Raw genomic sequence first — 17,062 nt, forward strand, 5'->3', positions numbered from 1 at the left:
TCTAGGCGGCGGTCAAACCGAGAGCCTCGCCGACCAGCTGACCCTGCTCCTTGAGGTGACGCTTGAGCAGGCCGGTCGCCGGCGAGGCCGAGGCCGGACGACCCGAATAGGTCAGCCGCGGCTGGCGGATGCCGGCTTCGCCCATGACGCGCTCGATCTCGGGCGAGACGAAGCACCAGGCGCCCATGTTCTTGGGCTCCTCCTGGCACCAGGTGATCTGGATGTCGGGCGAGAAGCGCTGCAGCTCGGCCTTCAGCGCCTTGTCCGGGAAGGGATAGAGCTGCTCGAGCCGCAGGATGTAGATGTCCTTGAGCCCGCGCTTCTCGCGCTCCTCGTGGATGTCGTAATAGACCTTGCCCGAGCAGAGCACGACGCGGCGGATGTCGCGGTCGTTGGCGAGCTGGCCATGCGCCTCGTCATGCAGCACGCGGTGGAAGCTGGTGCCGTCGCTCATGTAGTCGAGCTTCGAGACGGCGAGCTTGTGCCGGAGCAGCGATTTCGGCGTCATCGCGATCAGCGGCTTGCGGAAATTGCGATGGAGCTGCCGGCGCAGCGCATGGAAATAGTTCGAGGGCGTGGTGCAGTTCACCACCTGCATGTTGTCCTCGGCGCAGAGCTGCAGGTAGCGCTCGAGGCGGGCCGACGAATGTTCCGGTCCCTGCCCCTCGTAGCCGTGCGGCAGCAGCATCACCAGGCCCGACATGCGCAGCCACTTGCTCTCGCCCGAGCTGATGAACTGGTCGACGATGACCTGGGCGCCATTGGCGAAATCGCCGAACTGGGCTTCCCAGATCACCAGCGCCCGCGGCTCGGCGAGGCTGTAGCCGTATTCGAAGCCCAGCACGCCGGCTTCCGAGAGCGGGCTGTCGATGATCTCGAGCTTGGCCTGCTTCTCGCGGATGTTGTTGACCGGCAGATATTCGTCCTCGTTCTCCTGGTCGATCAGCACCGCATGGCGCTGGGAGAAGGTGCCGCGGCCGACATCCTGGCCCGAGAGCCGCACCGGCGCGCCCTCGACCAGCAGGCTGCCGAAGGCGAGCGCCTCGGCCGTGGCCCAGTCGATGCCCTCGCCGCTCTCGATCGCCTGGCGCTTGGCCTCGAGCTGGCGGACGATCTTGCGGTTGAGGCTGAAGCCCTGCGGCACCGTGCAGAGCGCGTTGCCGATCTCCTTGAGCTCCTGCATCGGCACGGCGGTCTGGCCGCGCCGGTCGTCGCCCGAGGCGATCTCGAGCCCGCTCCAGGCGCCTTCGAGCCAGTCGGCCTTGTTGGGCTTGAAGCTCTTGGCGTTCTCGAACGCCTCGTCGAGGCGCTTCTGGAACTCGGCGACCATGGCCGTCGCGTCGGCCGCGCTCACCACGCCTTCGCGCGCGAGGCGCTCGGCATAGACCTGCCGCGTGGTCGGCATCTGGGCGATGCGCTTGTACATCAGCGGCTGCGTGAACATCGGCTCGTCGCTCTCGTTATGGCCGTAGCGGCGATAACAGAACATGTCGATGACCACGTCGTGCTTGAAGCGCTGGCGGTATTCGGTGGCGATGCGCGACACATGCACGACCGCCTCGGGATCGTCGCCGTTCACGTGGAAGATCGGCGCCTGGATGATCTTCGCGACCTCCGAGCAGTAGGGGCCGGAACGCGACTGCACCGGATCGGTGGTGAAGCCGATCTGGTTGTTGACGATGAAATGGATCGTGCCGCCGATGCGGTAGCCCTTGAGGTCGGAGAGGTCGAGCGTCTCGGCCACCAGGCCCTGGCCCGCGAAGGCCGCGTCGCCATGGAGCAGGATCGCCGCCACCTCGTTGCGTTCGAGGTCGCCGCGCTGCTCCTGCTTGGCGCGGACCTTGCCCAGCACCACCGTGTTGACCGCCTCGAGATGGGACGGGTTGGCGGTGAGCGAGAGATGGACGGTCTGGCCGTCGAACTCGCGGTCCGAGGAGGTGCCGAGATGATACTTCACGTCGGCCGAGCCCTGGACGTCCTCGGGGTTCGCCGGGTTGCCCTGGAACTCCGAGAAGATCGCCGCGAAGGGCTTGCCCATGAAGTTGGCGAGCGTGTTGAGGCGCCCGCGATGGGGCATGCCGATCACGAACTCCTTCACGCCGACCTGGCTGCCGCGCTTGATGATCTGTTCCAGCGCCGGGATCATGCTCTCGCCGCCATCGAGGCCGAAGCGCTTGGTGCCGGTATATTTCTTGTCGAGGAAGCGCTCGAAGCTCTCGGCCGCGGTCAGGCGCTCGAGGATCGCGCGCTTGCCCTTGTCGGTGAATTCGGTCTGGTTGCGGATGCCCTCGATGCGCTCCTGGATCCAGCTCTTCTGCTCGGGATCCTGGATATGCATGAACTCGACGCCGATGTTCCCGCAATAGGTCTCGCGCAGGATCGTGATGATCTGGCGCAGCGTCGCGTATTCGTGGCCCAGCACGTTGTCGATGAAGATCGGCCGGTCCAGGTCGGCTTCGGTGAAGCCGTAGGAGGCGGGATCGAGCTCCGAATGCTTGGGGCGGGGCTTCAGCTGCAGCGGATCGAGATTGGCCTCGAGATGGCCGCGCACGCGGTAGGCGCGGATCATCATCAGGGCACGGATCGAATCGGTCGCGGCTGCGCGGATCTGGTCGTCGTCGACGCGCTCGGCGAGCTTGGTGGCGCCGTTCTCGCGCGCGGGTGCCGCCGTCGCCGTGTGATCATGCCCGTTGACGATGATGCCGTTCTGGCGCGGCGCCCAGCTGGCGCCCTCCAGATCCTTGGCGATGTTGGGAGCATCGTCCGCCAGCTCGGCGAAGAAGCCGCGCCAGGAGGCATCCACCGACTGGGGATCCTCGAGGTAGCGGGCGTAGAGCTCGGCAATGAAGGTGGCGTTCGGGCCGGAAAGAAACGTCGTGGGGTCGGTTTGCATCGCTCGTTCGGTTCTTGCTTCAGGAGCCTTTCAGGCTCTCGATCCCACCAACCTGTTGAAGAACAACATGGTTAACAGGATCCAGCGGCCCGCGGCCTCCTCCCCCAGGAATGGCGCTGGCCGGAAAACCCGTCGGGACCGGGCGGTACGCCCGGCGGGCTCTTGGCTAGCGCAGTACCTTTAACATTGTACTGCCGAGGCTTGCGGGTGACTCCGCGACGGCGATGCCGGCGCTCCGCATGGCCTCGATCTTGTCGCCGGCTCCACCCTTGCCGCCCGAAATGATGGCGCCGGCATGCCCCATGCGCCGGCCCGGGGGGGCCGACACGCCGGCGATGAAGCCGACGACGGGCTTTTTACGCTTGTCTCGTTTCAGAAATTCGGCAGCGTCCTCCTCGGCCGAGCCGCCGATCTCGCCGATCATGACGATACCCTTGGTCTCCGGATCGCCCAGGAACATCTCCAGGCAATCGATGAAGTTGGTGCCGTTGACCGGGTCGCCGCCGATGCCGATGCAGGTGGACTGCCCCAGCCCGGCCGCGGTGGTCTGGGCGACCGCCTCGTATGTAAGCGTGCCGGAGCGGGAAACAATGCCGATGACGCCGCGTTTATGGATGTGGCCCGGCATGATGCCGATCTTGCAGGCATCGGGGGTGATGACGCCGGGACAATTGGGGCCGACCAGGCGGGTTTTCGATCCCTGGAGGCCGCGCTTCACCCGCACCATGTCGAGGACCGGTATACCTTCGGTGATGCAGACCGCGAGCGCCACCTCGGCCGCCACCGCCTCGAGGATCGCGTCGGCCGCGAAGGGCGGCGGCACGTAGATGGCGGAAGCCGTGGCTCCCGTCTTCTTCACCGCCTCGGCGACGGTGTCGAACACGGGCAGGTCGAGATGGGTGCTGCCGCCCTTGCCGGGCGTGACGCCGCCCACCATGCGGGTGCCGTAGGCGATCGCCTGCTGGCTGTGGAAGGTCCCCTGCGCGCCGGTGAAGCCCTGGCAGATGACCTTGGTGTCACGATCGACGAGGACCGCCATCAGGCCGCCTCCTTGACCGCTCGCACGATCTTCTCGGCCGCGTCGGCGAGGTTGTCGGCGGAGAGGACCTTGAGGCCGCTCTCGGCGAGGATCTTCTTGCCGAGCTCGACATTGGTGCCTTCCAAACGCACGACCAGCGGCACCTTGAGCGCCAGCTCGCGGGCCGCCGCGACCACGCCCTCGGCGATGATGTCGCAGCGCATGATGCCGCCGAAGATATTGACCAGGATGCCCTTCACGTTCGGGTCCGACAGGATGATCTTGAAAGCGATGGTGACGCGCTCCTTGGTGGCGCCGCCGCCGACATCGAGGAAGTTGGCGGGCGAGCTGCCATAGAGCTTGATGATGTCCATCGTCGCCATGGCGAGGCCGGCGCCGTTGACCATGCAGCCGATGCTGCCGTCGAGCTTAATGTAGTTGAGGCCGTGCTTGCCGGCCTCGATCTCGGCCGGATCTTCCTCGTTCTCGTCGCGGAGCGCGGCGACCTCGGGATGACGGAAGAGGCCGTTGTCGTCGAAGTTCATCTTGGCATCGAGCGCGATCACGTCGCCCTTGCCGGTGACGACCAGCGGATTGATCTCGACGATCGAGGCATCGAGCTCGTTGAAGGCGCGCCAGGCGGCGGTGACGAACTTGACGCAGGACTTGACCTGGTCGCCATCGAGCCCGAGGCCGTAGGCGACGTGGCGCGCATGATGCGGCATCAGCCCGGTCGCCGGATCGACCGGCACCTTGATGATCTTCTCCGGTGTCTTGGCCGCGACTTCCTCGATCTCGGTGCCGCCCTCGGTCGAGGCGATGATGGTGACGCGCGAGGTGCCGCGGTCGACCAGGAGCCCCAGATAGAGCTCGCGGCGGATATCGACGCCCTCTTCTATATAGAGACGGCGCACGAGGCGGCCTTGTGGACCGGTCTGCTTTGTGACGAGGGTCATGCCCAGCAGGGCCTTGGCGTAGTCGCGGACCTCGGCCAGCGACTTGGCGATCTTCACGCCTCCGGCCTTGCCCCGGCCGCCGGCATGGATCTGCGCTTTGACGACCCAGATACTGCCGCCGAGCTGCTTGGCGGCCGCTTCGGCCTCGTCGACCGTGAAGGCAGGAACGCCGCGGGGCACCGCGACGCCGAACTTGGTCAGCAGGCTCTTCGCCTGGTACTCGTGAATGTTCATCGGCCTAAAGCGCCAAAAAGTGCTGGCGGCGGCACCCGGTCTTGCGACCCGGCTGTTTTTGCGGGGCGCATAATCTAGCAACTTCCCGGGGCAGCGCAAGCGCGGCCGCCCTAAGCAGGTCGCCAGATCCGGGATACCGCCGCCTTAGGCCTTCAGAACGACTGATGGCCGTGTATTAGATCTTCTTCTTCGACTTCGCCTTGGCCTTTTTCTTGGCGGCCTTTTTCGGCGAGGCCTTCTTCGCAGCCGGCTTAGCCCGGCGCTTTGTGGTCCGCTTCATTTTGTAACTCCTCTCTGAATTTTCCTCATCTCATCGATGAGGCCCCTAACGGCCGAAACCGATTTGTCGAACATGGCTTTTTCGGCCTTGTTCAGGTCGATCTCGACCACTCTCTCCACGCCGCCAGCGCCGATGATTACCGGCACACCGACATAGAGCCCTGTTACCCCGTACTCCCCATTGAGCTGGGCAGCACAGGGTAGAACCCGTTTCTTATCTAAAAGATAAGACTCGGCCATCTGGATCGCGGCGGCCGCCGGCGCGTAGAAGGCGGAGCCCGTCTTCAGGAGCCCCACGATCTCCGCACCGCCGTCGCGCGTACGCTGGACGATGGCATCGAGCTTCTCTTGCGTGATCCAGCCCTTCTTCACCAGGTCCGGCAGCGGAATGCCGGCCACGGTGGAGTAGCGGACCAGCGGCACCATGGTGTCGCCATGCCCGCCGAGCACGAAGGCGGTCACGTCTTCGACCGAGACGCCCATCGCCTCGGCCAGGAAATAACGGAAGCGCGCGCTGTCGAGCACGCCCGCCATGCCGACCACGCGGCTCGCGGGCAGGCCGCTCTCCTCGCGCATCACCCACACCATCACGTCGAGCGGGTTGGTGATGACGATGACGAAAGCCTTCGGGCAATGCTTCTTGATCGCCTTGCCGACGGTGGCGACGACCTTGCCGTTGATGCCCAGCAGATCGTCGCGGCTCATGCCGGGCTTGCGCGGAATGCCGGCGGTGACGATCACCACGTCGGCGCCCTTGATGGCGGCATAGTTGTTGGTGCCGGCGACGGTGGCGTCGAAGCCCTCGATCGGCGCGCTTTCGGCGATGTCGAGCGACTTGCCCTGCGGCACGCCCTCGACGATGTCGAACATCACCACGTCGCCGAGCTGCTTCAGCCCAGCAAGAAGCGCGAGAGTCCCGCCGATATTGCCTGCACCCACAAGCGCGATTTTCTTGCGCGCCATTCTCATTCCCTTGCTAGTCGCGATGCCCGAATTTTTCCCACCTGGGCACCGCCGAGACCCGATCTCGAATCAGGTCTGGGCATATCACTAGACCTAGTGTCAATACCCTCTTTTAACCTCAAGAGCAAGTGTGTTGAACAAAAATTTCAACATTCAGGTCAGGTGATGCCGTTCGCGGTACTCGTCCGACTGCATTTCGACCAGTCGAGAATGGGTACGGCGATACTCGAATTCGATGTCGTCGGAGGCCGCGAGCAACTCGATCGGCGCTTCCATCGTCATCGCCAGCAGCGAGCGATGTTCGTAGAGCTCGTCGACCAGCGTGATGAATCTTTTCCCCTCGTTCCGGCGCTCCGGCGTGAAGCGCGGCACGCCCGAGAGCAGCAGGGAATGGAAGTGGGTCGCCAGCGTCAGGTAGTCCGCCGCACCCAGCGGACGGCCGCAGAGATCGGCGAAGGACATGAAGGCCGTTCCTTTGGCGGCGCGGGTTATTTCGAGTTGTCGGCCCTGGACGGCGAAGCTCGCAGGCTCGCCTTTGGCGCCGTCGGTGAGCAGCGACCAGACCTCATCGAGCTTCGCGGCCGAGGCCGCGTCGAGCGGATGGAAGTAGAGCGGCCGTCCCTTCATCCGCAGCAGCCGGTAGTCGGTCGGACCGTCCAGCTCGATCAGGTCGAGCTGCTCGGTGATGAGCGCGATGAAGGGCAGGAACCGATCGCGCTGGAGCCCGCCGCGGTAGAGATCGGCGGGGGCGGTGTTGGAGGTCGCCACCACCACCACGCCCTTCTGGAACAGCGCCTCGAACAGCCGCCCCAGCAGCATGGCGTCGGCGATATTGGTGACCTGGAACTCGTCGAAGCAGAGCAGCCAGCTCGATTGCGCGACTCGGGCCGCCAGCGCCGGGATCGGATCGCCCTCGTTCGACTGGCGCCACTCGTGCATCGCCTGGTGGATCTCGAGCATGAACTCGTGGAAATGGACCCGCCGCTTGGCCTCCACCGGCGCGCTCGCGAAGAAGAGGTCCATCAGCATGGACTTGCCGCGGCCGACAGGTCCGAAGATGTAGAGACCCTGTGGCGCCGGCTCCTGGGCGCGCCGCACCAGCCCCAGGCGCTCGCGCCAGTTCCTCGACCCGCCGCCGTTCGGCCGGTAGTGCAGCAGCGCGTGATAGAGGAGCTGCAGCTTCTCGGCTGCCATCGCCTGCACCGGATCGGCGGCGATGGCGCCCGAGGCGACCAGGGCCCGATAGCGCGCCATGGGTCCGCGATCGCCGGCGCCGTCGGCATCGGATGGCGTCGCCGGGCGCCCTGACGGGCCGGTCTCGATCGAATCCGCCACCGGCGTCATCGGCCTCCGGACACCTGCAGGATGGTGCCGGTCACGTAGCTGGCGTGCGGCGACAGCAGGAAGAGGATGGTCTTGGCGACCTCGAGCGCGGAGCCGACCCGTCCCAGCGGCACGCTGCCGACCAGGCGCTTGAGCCGGCCGGCATCGCCGACGGAGCCGTGGATCTCGGTCAGGATCAGGCCCGGCGAGACGGCGTTGACGCGGATGCCGTCGCGCCCGACCTCGCGCGCCAGGCCCACGGTCATGCTGTCGATGGCGCCCTTCGAGGCCGCGTAATGGACGAACTCGCCGGGGCTGCCGAGCGCCGAGGCCCGCGAGGAGACGTTGACGATGGCGCCGCCGGCGCCGCCGTTCTTCGTCGACATGCGCTTGACCGCCTCGCGCGCGCAGAGGAAGGCGCCGATCACGTTGGTCCGCATGACCGCCTCGAGCGCCTCGGCCGTCAGATCCTCGACCCGGCCGCTCGAGCCGATGATGCCGGCATTGTTGACCAGGCCGTAGATCGGGCCGAACTGCGCTTCGGTCTCCTCGAACAGGCTGATCGCCTGATCCTCCTGCGAGACGTCCGCCTGGATCGCGATCGCCTTGCCGCCGGCTTTCTCGATCGCCTGCACCGTCTTGGCCGCGGCCTTGGCGTTGCTGTTGTAGTTGACCGCCACGCGGTAGCCCTGAGCGGCAGCGAGACGCGCGGTCGCGGCACCGATGCCGCGGCTGCCGCCGGTGATCACCAGCACCGGTCCCTTGCCTGTCTTGGTCCGAGTCGCCATCGCGCTCAATCTATCCCAACTCGCGGCCACGCAAAGTCCGGCATCGATGATCCGGTGCCAATCCTTGCCGGATCGTGAAGCCCGCGCGGAGGAGAGATCGAGCGGCGTCGAGCCTCAGCGCAGCGCGCGGACCAGCGCGCCCACCAGGTTGCGCGCAATCGTCCGGTTGGGATCGAGATTGGGATTGAAGATGGTGAGATCGAGCCCGACGGCATGGCCGCTGCCGACCGCGCTCCGGAGCACGGTGACCAGCTCCTCGAGATCGAGGCCGCCCTCCATCCGGTAATCGACCGCCGGCATGACCGCATCGTCGAGCACATCGACATCGAGATGGATCCAGAAGCCGCGGCCTTCGCCGTCGGCGAGCCGGCGCACGGCGGCCGAGGCCGAGGCGGCGACCCCCGCCTTTCGCACGGCCGGCAGGTCGAGCACCGTGATGTCGGTCGCGTTGACGTCCTGGCTGCCATACTGGCGGGCGATCTCCGCATCGCGATGGCCGAACAGCACGATGTCCTCGTCCCGGACATAGGGGCGGCCGCCATCGATGTCGGTCACGATCCCGGGGCCCCGGCCCGAGACCAGCGCCAGGTCCATGTCCGCGGCTTCGCCAGTCAGCGACGCCTCCGGCTGGTAGAAGTCGGCATGGCCGTCGAGGAACAGCAGGCCATAGCGGTCGCGCCGGCGCAGGGCCAGCATGCAGCCCAGCAGGATGCTGCAATCGCCGCCGAGCACGATCGGGAACTCGCCCTGATCGACCGCTTCCCCCACGATGTCGGCAAGGCTGACCGAGTAGTCGGCAATCCCCTGAGGGTTCAGCATCCGGGTGGCCTCGTCGCGCACCGGATCGTAGCCCGGCGGCTCGATCCGGCCGGCATGGCGGGCGTCGAGCGCCCGCCCGAGACCGAGCCTCTGCAGCACCTCAGGCGTGCGCTCGACGCCGCTGGGCCAGAGACCCAGGGGCGATGGCGCTTCTATGATGGCGTAGCGGGGCATCACTTCCTTCTCCTCCCCTTCGAGGACAGGGCGGTCGCATGGCGGATGAAGCGCTTCAGGGATTCTGCGAGACCAATTTCGCCAGATAGGGCTTCTGGATCGCCAGAAGCTTATCATAGGCGCCCGGTGCCGCCGCCGTCGCCATGTTGGTGTTGACGACGAAGGGCCCCAGCAGGGTGAAGCTGGTGACGCCGGCCTTCGCCATGTCCTGGCCGCCGGCCGAGGCCGTCATGGCCAGCGCGATATAGAGCCCGTTGCGGTCCTTGTCGACCACGCCCAGGAGCTGGGTATCGGAGAGCTTCATGCCCTGCAGCCGCGCGTTGATCTCGCTCTCGACCTCTTTGGTATCGAGCTTCGGCATCTGGCTTTGCATGGCGTTGATGAAATCGCCGCGCGACATGCCGGCGACCCGGGGCTGGCCGTTCTCCAGCTGCACCGCCAGGTTGCCATAGACGCTGTAGCTGGTAAGGCGCCCGGCCCGCCAGGCCTCGATCTCGTTGCAGGGCACGAAATGCATCAGCACCCGGTTCCGGTCGGCCTGGGCATTCTCGACGGCCTGCATGACCCGGGCATCCTGCGGCTTGGTGCGATCGAGCGCGCAATAGCCTTGCGGCGGCTCGATCGACAGGAACCGGCCGCCGACCTGGACCTGCTCGGCCTCGGCGAGGGACGCGGTGAACAGAGCGGCACCGAACGCCAGGATCCAGCAGAAGCGCATCGACCGTCTCCTTTGCTGTCGAACGGGTCTCACGGGATATGGGGTCACGGATTGCGGCGCACCAGCTCCGCCGCGAAGCTCTTCTGCGACGCGACGAGCTGGTCGAGAGCGCCCTCGCCGGTCGGCGCGAACAGATAGAGGTTGACCGGGATCGAGCGCAGCATCGTGCTGGCGACCATTCCCGCCTGCGGGACCGTTTTCCCGTCGAGCTCCAGGCTGGCGAGGACGCCGACATAGAGGGCATCGTCATTTCGCTCGAGGATGCCCAGAAGCTCCGTCTGCGGAATCTCGGCCCCGGCCGCGGGCGGCTCGCCCTCGGCCATGCGCCAGGCCGCCGCCTTTCGATCCGGCTCGGGCATCTGCGGGGCGACGATCCTGAAATACTCCTCTTTCGTCAGGGGCAGCGGATGCGGAGCATCCTTGTAGGAGAGAGGGAGCATGACCTGCCCATAATGGACCAGGCGGTCGGTGCGCCGCGCATGCAGGTCGGCGAGCTCGTCGCAACGCGCGAACTGGAGCGCCACGATGTTCGACCCCTGCTGCGCGACCTCGTCTTCGACGCGCTTGAGCAGGACCGCCTCGTCGGGATCGTCGTGACGGAGGGCGCAATAGCCCTCGGGCGGCGACAGCGACAGGGTGACGCCGGCGACCGGGTAATCCTGCGCGGCAACGGGGCGAGCGAGGACCAGCAGGAGAAGGAAAGCCGAGACCGCGATGCGCATGGGCTCCCCAGCACGGGCGAAGGCGGAGAGTTCCGGCTTCCCCGCCCGGAAAGGCCGGGCGGCGGCAGGCTACCGGCGCGCCACCATCAGCTTCTTGATCTCGGCGATGGCCTTGGCCGGATTGAGACCCTTCGGGCAGGTCTTGGTGCAGTTCATGATGGTGTGGCAGCGATAGAGCCGGAACGGGTCCTCGAGATTGTCGAGCCGCTCGCCGGTGCATTCGTCGCGGCTGTCGGCGATCCAGCGATAGGCCTGCAGCAGGATCGCCGGGCCCAGATAGCGGTCGCCGTTCCACCAGTAGCTGGGGCAGGAGGTGGCGCAGCAGAAGCAGAGGATGCATTCCCAGAGCCCGTCGAGCTTGGCGCGCTCCTCGGGGCTCTGCGGATGCTCGCGGCCCGGCGCCGGCGACTTGGTCTTGAGCCAGGGCTCGATCGAGGCATATTGCGCATAGGCGCGGTTTAGGTCCGGGACGAGATCCTTCACGACCTGCATGTGCGGCAGCGGGTAGATCTTCACCTCGCCCTTCACCTCGTCGATATATTTGGTGCAGGCGAGCGTGTTGGTGCCGTCGATGTTCATGGCGCAGCTTCCGCACACGCCCTCGCGGCAGGAGCGGCGGAAGGTCAGGGTCGCGTCCATCTCGTTCTTGATCTTGATGAGCGCGTCCAGGACCATCGGCCCGCATTTGTCGAGATCGACCTCGTAGGTGTCGAGCTGCGGCGTCTCGCCCGAATCCGGGTTCCAGCGATAGATCTTGAACTGGCGGATGCGCTTGGCGCCTGCCGGTGCCTTGTGGGTCTTGCCGGGTCGGATCTTGGAATTGGCGGGCAGGGCGAATTCGGCCATCGTCGTGCAAATCCTCTCTCGAATCTCAGGCGAAGAGCGGCCCCTCGCGACCAGGGACCGCTCTTTCTTGCGGCAAGCCTCGCGCCAAGGCTACGCGGTTTTCGGCGTGAATCGATGCTAAAGCATTAACTAGCTGTTTTCGCTCGCCTTTACCAGCCCGACCGGGCGCGCCTTGCGCATTTCCAGATAGCCATAGCCGATGGCGAGCCCGGCGGCGATCCAGACCAGCTCGCGGCCCCGGCGCACCAGCGCCACCGCCACGCCGACCGAAGGCTCGCCCACGAAGGCGCCATAGAGCAGCAGCAGCGCCCCCTCGGTCGCCCCCAAGCTGCCCGGGATGAGGCCCGTCGCCTGGCGCACCAGCTGCACGGTGGCCTCGATGACGAGGGCTTCGGCGGGGGCCAGCGGATAGCCCAGCAACGCCGAGATGACCCAGAGCTCGAGCGCGCCCAGGAGCCAGCCGAGGAAGGCCAGCAGAAGGGCGCCGCCGAACCGCAGCGGCGCGAAGACATAGAGACGCTGGATCTCGTCCTCGACCGCGCGGGTTTCGCTCAAGACGCGCTCGAGCCCGCGCGCATAGCGGTAACGGTGGAGGAAGGAAGCGAGCCGCGAGGCGATCCGCAGGCGCTGCACCAGGAAGAAGCCCAGGATCCCGGCGGCGAACAGCAGCGCACCGACCCCGATGGCGGCGACCATGTGGGCGTCGAGAGCCGGCTGCCGCTGCATCAGAATGCAGGCGATGCCGAGGAAGGGCAGGAAGGACAGCAGCAGCGAGGTGCGCGCCACCAGGAGCGACGCGATCGTCTCGCGCGCGTCCAGGCCCCGATGCTTGACCAGGATGAGGCCCTTGGCCGGCTCGCCGCCGAGCCCGCCCAAGGGCGTCACCACGTTGAGCATCTCGCCGACCAGCCGCAGCTTCCAGAGCCAGAGCCATTCCCTGATCGTGAAACGCAGCGCCGGCAGCACGGCCAGCCAGCTCGCCACGTCGGCGCTGAAGATCAGGGCCGCGGCCGCCAGCACCAGCAGGAAGCCCCAGCCGATGCGCCCCAGGAGATCCAGCAGCTGCGCGAGATCGACGTTCGCCAGGATGAGGGCCAGCAGACCCAGGCCCAGCAGCACGGCGGCGAGCTTGACCCAGAGCCGGGAGGAGATTCGCACCGCCATCGTCAGGAGAGACGGGGAGACCGGGACGCGCGCGAACCCGTCACGCCGCCGAGCGCAGGAAAAAGCGGCGATGCAGCCAGGCGAAATAGAGCGCGAAGAGCGGCGTCACGATGGCCGACACATAGAGCAGCGGCAGGCTCCAGCCGAGCCAGACGAAGACGGGGATCAGGACCATGGAATCCTCGGCGTCGAATCCGGCCACGCTGCGCAGCTCGGCCGCGCGCTGGCCCTTCTGGCCCTCGGCCCACATCACCACGCTGAGGATGAAGACGATCGACAGGCCCACGATGATGCCGAGCGCCACCATCCAGCCGCCCAGCGGCGCTGAGCGCAGGCCGATACCGAGGCCGACGAAGATCGCCGCGTTGCAGACCGAATCGGAGACGAGATCGAAGTAGTGGCCGACCTTGCTCATCTTGCCCGAGAGCCGGGCCAGGATGCCGTCCGCCCGGTCGAGCAGCATGGAGATGAGGAAGAGCGCGCCGCCGATATTGAGCCAAGTCGAGGATCCCTCCGCATAAGCCGCCGCCGCGCCGAGACCGGTCGCCAACCTTAGCGCCGTGATCTGATTGGGGGAAACGGCGGTGCCCACCAGCGGCTCGACCATCGGCTGCACCAGCCGGTGAATCCAGGTGTTATGACTCATCTTCGTCAGCCTGCCGTAATGCCATTGACATGATCGGGCGGCGGCGCCTATCACGGGCGCCTGCGGGGGCCAGTCCGCCGGGGGGCGCGACTCAAAACTGTAGGAAATCTTGCTGAAATTAGCCATAGACAAGCTCGCCTCCGAACAGGTCGAGCAGTTCAGGGCGCGCGGTTATACGCTTTCCCGCCATGCCTTCGATGCGGGCGCGGTGGCCGCGTTCGATCGCTGGGCGCGCGAGCTGGTGGACGCGCCCGAGGTCTCAGGCCGCCACTGGGTCTATCGCGATCCGAGCCTGCTCGATCCGAACCAGCGCATCATCACGCGCATCGAGCGCATCTCGCCCTTCCATGACGGCTTCCGGCAATTGACGCAGACGCTGGCGCCTCTGGTCGGGCAGCTCCTGGGAGAGCCCGCCCGGCTCTTCAAGGAGAAGATCAACTTCAAGTTCCCCGGCGCCGACGGCTTCAAGCCGCACCAGGACGCGCAAGCCGGCTGGAACAATTATGCCGACTTCTTCGTCTCGGCCCTGGTCTGCTTCGACGAGGCCACGGCCGCGAACGGCTGCCTGCAGATCGTCGAGAACTACGAGCATAAGGGACTGGCGAAGCTCTGGGAGCCCTTGTCCGAGAGCGATCTCGCCGGCATGCGCTGGATCGACCTGCCGACCCAGCCCGGCGACATCATCTTCTTCGACAGCTATGTGCCGCACGCCTCGCAGCCCAACGTGACGGACCGGATGCGGCGCATCTACTACGCCACCTATAACCGGGCCTCCGCGGGCGATCTGATGGAGCGCTACTACGCGGACAAGCATAAGAGCTTCCCGCCCGACATCGACCGGGATCCGACGAAGCGCTACGTGTTCCGCGTCTGATCGCGGGACGCGTCGGCCCCAGGATGCTCAGTCGTTGTGCAGCGCCGGCTCGACCACCGTGTGGGCCCGGGTCAGGTCCTCCGGCGTGTCGATCTCGATCCAGGCCTGGCCTGTGATGTCCTCGCAGGCGACGGGCTGCGAGGGATCGGCGAAGAAGACCTCGCGCATCGCGGGCTCGTAGGGCTCGCCCGCACGGCCGGCGGCGATGAAGCGCTCGGTTGCGGCCGCCAGCCGTTCCGCCATCTGCGGACCGAGCTTGAGGAAGCCCGGCCATTCGCCCATGGCGTCGAACCGGCCCTCGACGATCTTGCCGAACTCGACCAGCCGGCCGTCCCGAAGGCAGGCCTTGACCGGCTCGGGGCCGGGCTCGAGATCGCGATCGACCAGCAGGCAGTTCCGGTGCGGCGATTCCACCAGCCGGCGCAGCACCTCGCGGTCATAGAGCACATCGGCGTCCATGAAGAGAATGTCGGCGCCGCTGCGCAGCACCGCGCGGGCGGTCCAGAGCGACAGCACGGCGCCTTCGTCGAAGCGCGGGTTGTGGATCGTCTCGATCCAGGGCCTGCGGCCGATCGCGTCGAGCTCGGCCTGGATCTCCTCGGCCTTGAACCCCACCACCATCGTGAGCTTCTCGATGCCGAGGGATTCGAGGATCCGCACATGCCGGCGCAGCAGCGTCTTGCCGCCGAACTCGAGCAGGCATTTGGGATGGCCGGCGCCGTTGGATAGCCGGATGCCCCGGCCGGCCGCGAGCATGATGGCGTGCATGGCCGGCTAGCGCCCCGGGAAGCTGGATCTGGCGCGGTCGCGGCTCAATAGACGCGCGCCTTGGGCGGGAAGGACTGAACGTCGTTCGAGAGCGGCTGCAGGTGGACGGGCCGGTAGTCGATCTTCGGCCTGCCGTCCTCGCCGCACCAGACGACCGTGTGCTTGAGCCAGTTCTTGTCGTCGCGCTCGGCATGATCCTCGCGCGCATGGGCGCCGCGGCTTTCGGTGCGGTTGACCGCCGAGGCGACCGAGACCACCGCCTGGCTCAGCAGATTGTCGAGCTCGAGCGTCTCGACCAGGTCGCTGTTCCAGATCATGGAGCGGTCGGAGACGCCGACATCCGAACGCTTGCTCCAGCAGCCCTCGAGCAGCTTCAGGCCCTCGGCCAGCACCTCGCCGGTGCGGAACACGGCGCAGTTCGACTGCATGATCCGCTGCATCTCGAGCCGCAAGGCCGCCGTGGGCGTGCCGCCCTGGGCATGGCGCCAGCGGTCGAGCCGCGCCAGCGCCGCGTCCCCGGCATTGGCCGGCAGCGACGGGACGGCTTCGTCGGTGTCGATCGTCGCGGCGCAGCGGTTGGCGGCGGCGCGGCCGAACACGACGAGGTCGAGCAGCGAGTTGGATCCCAGGCGGTTGGCGCCATGGACCGAGACGCAGGCCGCTTCGCCGATCGCCATCAGCCCGGGCACCACGCTGTCGGGATTGCCGTTCCTGAGCGTCACGGCCTCGCCGTGATAGTTGGTCGGGATGCCGCCCATGTTGTAGTGGCAGGTCGGCAGCACCGGGATCGGCTCGCGCGTGACATCGACGCCGGCGAAGATCCGCGCCGTCTCGGCGATGCCGGGCAAGCGCTCATGGATGATCTTCGGATCGAGATGCTCGATATGGAGATGGATATGGTCCTTGTGCTCGCCCACGCCGCGGCCTTCGCGGATCTCCATGGTCATGGCGCGGCTGACCACGTCGCGCGAGGCGAGATCCTTGGCCGAGGGCGCATAGCGCTCCATGAAGCGCTCGCCCTCGGAGTTCGTCAGATAGCCGCCCTCGCCGCGCACGCCCTCGGTGATGAGGCAGCCGGCGCCATAGATGCCGGTCGGATGGAACTGGATGAACTCCATGTCCTGCAGCGGCAGCCCGGCCCGCAGGACCATGGCATTGCCGTCGCCGGTGCAGGTATGGGCGGAGGTGCAGGAGAAGTAGGTCCGGCCATAGCCGCCGGTCGCGAGCACGACGGTCTTGGCGGCGAAGCGGTGGATCGAGCCGTCGTCGAGATTCCAGGCCATCATGCCGCGGCAATGGCCTTCCTCGTCCATAATCAGGTCGAGCGCGATATATTCGATGAAGAACTCGACCGAATGCTTGAGGGCCTGCTGATAGAGCGTGTGCAGGATCGCATGGCCGGTGCGGTCGGCGGCGGCGCAGGTGCGCTGGGCGATGCCCTTGCCGAAATGCGTGGTCATGCCCCCGAAGGGACGCTGGTAGATCTTGCCCTCGGGCGTGCGGCTAAAGGGCACGCCGTAATGCTCGAGCTCGATCACGGCGGGGATCGCTTCGCGCACCATGTACTCGATCGCGTCCTGGTCGCCGAGCCAGTCCGACCCCTTGATGGTGTCGTACATGTGCCAGCGCCAGTCGTCCTCGCCCATATTGCCGAGCGAGGCCGACATGCCGCCCTGGGCCGCCACCGTGTGGCTGCGGGTCGGGAACACCTTGCTGATGCAGGCGGTGCGCAAGCCCCGCGCGGCCATGCCGAAGGCCGCGCGCAAGCCGGCGCCGCCGGCGCCGACCACCACCACGTCATAGGCATGATCGGTGATCGGATAAGCCTGCCCGTTGATCTTGGGCGCTGCCGTCGGCGCGGCCGGTTCAGCCATGAT

Annotated in this window: 15 protein-coding genes; 1 reads left to right on the forward strand and 14 read right to left on the reverse strand. The window is 66.7% G+C overall.

Annotated features, from left to right (window positions below; genetic code table 11):
• Nucleotide 1: 1 nt before the first annotated feature.
• The 12 genes from FRZ61_RS23430 to FRZ61_RS23485 form a co-directional block, all read right to left on the reverse strand.
• A complete protein-coding gene (locus FRZ61_RS23430; RefSeq protein ID WP_151120016.1) occupies nucleotides 2-2,893 on the reverse strand; it encodes a 2-oxoglutarate dehydrogenase E1 component in 2,892 nt (963 codons plus the stop codon).
• 166 nt (nucleotides 2,894-3,059) lie between these two features.
• Entirely contained in the window at nucleotides 3,060-3,932 is an 873-nt protein-coding gene (gene sucD / locus FRZ61_RS23435; protein WP_151120017.1) for a succinate--CoA ligase subunit alpha, read from the reverse strand.
• Nucleotides 3,932-5,101 carry an ADP-forming succinate--CoA ligase subunit beta gene (gene sucC, locus FRZ61_RS23440; protein WP_151120018.1) on the reverse strand — a complete coding sequence of 390 codons (1,170 nt, stop codon included), beginning with the start codon at nucleotides 5,099-5,101 and terminating at the stop codon, nucleotides 3,932-3,934. The genes sucD and sucC overlap by 1 nt, the downstream gene beginning before the upstream one ends.
• Before the next feature lie 276 nt (nucleotides 5,102-5,377).
• Nucleotides 5,378-6,343, reverse strand: coding sequence for a malate dehydrogenase (gene mdh / locus FRZ61_RS23445; RefSeq protein ID WP_151120019.1), 966 nt, complete (start codon nucleotides 6,341-6,343; stop codon nucleotides 5,378-5,380).
• 153 nt (nucleotides 6,344-6,496) lie between these two features.
• Nucleotides 6,497-7,687, reverse strand: a complete 1,191-nt coding sequence (gene zapE, locus FRZ61_RS23450; RefSeq protein ID WP_151120020.1) for a cell division protein ZapE — start codon at nucleotides 7,685-7,687, stop codon at nucleotides 6,497-6,499.
• Nucleotides 7,684-8,454: an SDR family oxidoreductase gene (locus FRZ61_RS23455; protein ID WP_151120021.1), complete on the reverse strand. Its 771-nt coding sequence runs from the start codon at nucleotides 8,452-8,454 to the stop codon at nucleotides 7,684-7,686. Before FRZ61_RS23455 ends, zapE begins: the two co-directional genes overlap by 4 nt.
• Nucleotides 8,455-8,568: 114 nt before the next feature.
• Nucleotides 8,569-9,447 carry an arginase family protein gene (locus tag FRZ61_RS23460; protein ID WP_151120022.1) on the reverse strand — a complete coding sequence of 293 codons (879 nt, stop codon included), beginning with the start codon at nucleotides 9,445-9,447 and terminating at the stop codon, nucleotides 8,569-8,571.
• Between the two features lie 55 nt (nucleotides 9,448-9,502).
• Entirely contained in the window at nucleotides 9,503-10,165 is a 663-nt protein-coding gene (locus FRZ61_RS23465) for a hypothetical protein (protein ID WP_151120023.1), read from the reverse strand.
• 44 nt (nucleotides 10,166-10,209) lie between these two features.
• Nucleotides 10,210-10,887, reverse strand: a complete 678-nt coding sequence (locus FRZ61_RS23470; RefSeq protein ID WP_151120024.1) for a hypothetical protein — start codon at nucleotides 10,885-10,887, stop codon at nucleotides 10,210-10,212.
• A gap of 69 nt (nucleotides 10,888-10,956) precedes the next feature.
• Complete coding sequence (locus FRZ61_RS23475) at nucleotides 10,957-11,733, reverse strand: succinate dehydrogenase iron-sulfur subunit (RefSeq protein WP_151120025.1); 777 nt, start codon at nucleotides 11,731-11,733, stop codon at nucleotides 10,957-10,959.
• A gap of 129 nt (nucleotides 11,734-11,862) precedes the next feature.
• The gene (locus FRZ61_RS23480; protein WP_191909182.1) at nucleotides 11,863-12,891 is read right to left on the reverse strand and encodes a flippase-like domain-containing protein; all 1,029 of its coding nucleotides are present in this window, start codon (nucleotides 12,889-12,891) and stop codon (nucleotides 11,863-11,865) included.
• A gap of 46 nt (nucleotides 12,892-12,937) precedes the next feature.
• On the reverse strand, nucleotides 12,938-13,543 hold the full coding sequence (locus FRZ61_RS23485) for a CDP-alcohol phosphatidyltransferase family protein (RefSeq protein WP_191909183.1): 606 nt from the start codon (nucleotides 13,541-13,543) through the stop codon (nucleotides 12,938-12,940).
• Nucleotides 13,544-13,652: 109 nt separating this feature from the next.
• Here FRZ61_RS23485 and FRZ61_RS23490 point away from each other — a divergent pair, with 109 nt between their 5' ends.
• Nucleotides 13,653-14,417, forward strand: a complete 765-nt coding sequence (locus FRZ61_RS23490; protein ID WP_191909184.1) for a phytanoyl-CoA dioxygenase family protein — start codon at nucleotides 13,653-13,655, stop codon at nucleotides 14,415-14,417.
• 27 nt (nucleotides 14,418-14,444) lie between these two features.
• Here the strand turns inward: FRZ61_RS23490 and FRZ61_RS23495 are convergent, their stop codons facing one another.
• Both FRZ61_RS23495 and sdhA read right to left on the reverse strand, forming a co-directional pair.
• Nucleotides 14,445-15,185 (reverse strand): phosphocholine cytidylyltransferase family protein, encoded by a 741-nt coding sequence (locus FRZ61_RS23495; protein ID WP_151120029.1) that lies wholly within the window; start codon nucleotides 15,183-15,185, stop codon nucleotides 14,445-14,447.
• Nucleotides 15,186-15,229: 44 nt separating this feature from the next.
• A complete protein-coding gene (gene sdhA, locus FRZ61_RS23500) occupies nucleotides 15,230-17,059 on the reverse strand; it encodes a succinate dehydrogenase flavoprotein subunit (RefSeq protein ID WP_151120031.1) in 1,830 nt (609 codons plus the stop codon).
• Between the last annotated feature and the right edge of the window lie 3 nt (nucleotides 17,060-17,062).

The organism is Hypericibacter adhaerens (assembly GCF_008728835.1).
Lineage (GTDB): Bacteria > Pseudomonadota > Alphaproteobacteria > Dongiales > Dongiaceae > Hypericibacter > Hypericibacter adhaerens.

What these genes read in the sequence shown, in the direction of transcription:
- FRZ61_RS23465 (WP_151120023.1), bottom strand. Translation starts at nt 10,165, where the DNA reads ATGCGCTTCTGCTGGATCCTGGCGTTCGGTGCCGCTCTGTTCACCGCG.
- FRZ61_RS23470 (WP_151120024.1), bottom strand. Translation starts at nt 10,887, where the DNA reads ATGCGCATCGCGGTCTCGGCTTTCCTTCTCCTGCTGGTCCTCGCTCGC.
- FRZ61_RS23495 (WP_151120029.1), bottom strand. Translation starts at nt 15,185, where the DNA reads ATGCACGCCATCATGCTCGCGGCCGGCCGGGGCATCCGGCTATCCAAC.
- sucD (WP_151120017.1), bottom strand. Translation starts at nt 3,932, where the DNA reads ATGGCGGTCCTCGTCGATCGTGACACCAAGGTCATCTGCCAGGGCTTC.
- FRZ61_RS23455 (WP_151120021.1), bottom strand. Translation starts at nt 8,454, where the DNA reads ATGGCGACTCGGACCAAGACAGGCAAGGGACCGGTGCTGGTGATCACC.
- FRZ61_RS23485 (WP_191909183.1), bottom strand. Translation starts at nt 13,543, where the DNA reads ATGAGTCATAACACCTGGATTCACCGGCTGGTGCAGCCGATGGTCGAG.
- sdhA (WP_151120031.1), bottom strand. Translation starts at nt 17,059, where the DNA reads ATGGCTGAACCGGCCGCGCCGACGGCAGCGCCCAAGATCAACGGGCAG.
- FRZ61_RS23460 (WP_151120022.1), bottom strand. Translation starts at nt 9,447, where the DNA reads ATGCCCCGCTACGCCATCATAGAAGCGCCATCGCCCCTGGGTCTCTGG.
- zapE (WP_151120020.1), bottom strand. Translation starts at nt 7,687, where the DNA reads ATGACGCCGGTGGCGGATTCGATCGAGACCGGCCCGTCAGGGCGCCCG.
- mdh (WP_151120019.1), bottom strand. Translation starts at nt 6,343, where the DNA reads ATGGCGCGCAAGAAAATCGCGCTTGTGGGTGCAGGCAATATCGGCGGG.
- FRZ61_RS23430 (WP_151120016.1), bottom strand. Translation starts at nt 2,893, where the DNA reads ATGCAAACCGACCCCACGACGTTTCTTTCCGGCCCGAACGCCACCTTC.
- FRZ61_RS23475 (WP_151120025.1), bottom strand. Translation starts at nt 11,733, where the DNA reads ATGGCCGAATTCGCCCTGCCCGCCAATTCCAAGATCCGACCCGGCAAG.
- sucC (WP_151120018.1), bottom strand. Translation starts at nt 5,101, where the DNA reads ATGAACATTCACGAGTACCAGGCGAAGAGCCTGCTGACCAAGTTCGGC.